Genomic DNA, 1,573 nt, shown 5'->3' with positions numbered 1-1,573 from the left:
CCTCTTGGCTGCCTCGTGCGCCTGCTGCCTCCATGACCCAGTCCTCCCTCCCCATCCACGGTTTCGCGTATTCGCGCGAGCGCTTCGAGCAACTGGTCGAAGACGCGCTGTCGCTCGGCAAGTCGCTCGGCGCGAGCGACATGGGGGTCGAGGTCTCCGAGGGCGCAGGCCTGTCGGTGTCGGTGCGCAAGGGCGAGATCGAGAACGTCGAGCGCAATCGCGACAAGTCGATCGGCGTCACCGTCTACCTCGGCCAGCGCCGCGGCAACGCGAGTACCTCCGATTTCTCGCCGGTCGCGCTGGAGCAGACGGTCAAGGCCGCCTACGACATCGCCCGCTTCACCGCCGAAGACCCGGCCGCCGGCCTGCCGGATGACRCCGACCTGGCGCTCGGCGCAGCCGCCACCCGCGACCTCGACCTGTTCCACCCGTGGGACATCGACGCCGCCGGCGCCGCCGAGATCGCGCAGCGCTGCGAGGCCGCCGCGCTCACCACCGACCGCCGCATCACCAACAGCGAGGGCGCCGGCGTGTCGGCGCAGCAGTCGCACTTCTTCGCCGGCAACAGCCGCGGCTTCCGCGGCGGCTATGCCAGTTCGCGGCATTCGGTGTCGGTGGCGCCGATCGCGTCGCTGCCCGGCCGCGGCGGCGACGACATGCAGCGCGACGCCTGGTACAGCTCGATGCGCGCCCCCGGCGACCTGGCGAGCCCCGAAGCCATCGGCCGCTACGCCGCCGAGCGCGCGCTGTCGCGGTTGAAGTCGCGCAAGATCAAGACCTGCGTGGTGCCGGTGCTGTTCGAGTCGACGCTCGCCACCGGGCTGCTCGGCGGCTACGTGCAGGCCACCAGCGGCGGCGCGCTGTACCGCAACTCCAGCTTCCTGCTCGACAGCCTCGGCAAGGAAGTGCTCGCACCGCACATCGACATCCGCGAGAACCCGCACGTGCGCGGCGGCAAGGGCAGCGCGCCGTTCGACGACGAAGGCGTCGTCACGCGGGTGCGCGATGTCGTCACCGGCGGCGTCGTGCAGGGCTATTTCCTGTCGAGCTACTCGGCGCGCAAGCTCGGCATGAAGACCACCGGCCACGCCGGCGGCTCGCAGAACCTGAGCTTCACGAGCCGGCTGACGAAGCCCGGCGACAACCTCGACGAGATGCTGCGCAAGCTCGGCCGCGGGCTGTTCGTGATCGAACTGATGGGGCAGGGCGTCAACTACGTGACCGGCGACTACTCGCGCGGCGCCGCCGGCTTCTGGGTCGAGAACGGCCGCATCGCCTACCCGGTGCACGAGATCACGATCGCCGGCAACCTGAAGCAGATGCTGAAGAACATCGTCGCGGTCGGCGCCGACGCCTACACGATGGGCACCAAGACCATCGGCTCGGTGTTGATCCCCGAGATGAAGATCGCCGGCCTGTAAGACCGCGAGCTTCTTGCGTAGCCCCCGTGCGTAGTTTCGCTGACGGGGAAACACCGCAGCGCCGGGCGCGACGCGACTTCTAGAATTCCCCGCGGTACACCCGCATCACCGCATTCAAAAGGAGACACCGCATGGAACGCCGTTCCTTCATC

1 protein-coding gene is annotated in these 1,573 nt (G+C 69.1%); it reads left to right on the top strand.

Features of this window, described 5'->3' with window-relative positions; translation table 11 throughout:
• Positions 1-32 precede the first annotated feature (32 nt).
• Positions 33-1,421: a metalloprotease PmbA gene (gene pmbA, locus AC1D01_RS34050; protein WP_477873879.1), complete on the top strand. Its 1,389-nt coding sequence runs from the start codon at positions 33-35 to the stop codon at positions 1,419-1,421.
• The last annotated feature ends 152 nt before the right edge of the window (positions 1,422-1,573 follow it).

The sequence above is a fragment of the Rhizobacter sp. P3_B12 genome, from assembly GCF_056402895.1.
The sequence above is the reverse complement of the archived record's forward strand: the minus strand, read 5'-3'. Positions and strand labels throughout refer to the sequence as shown.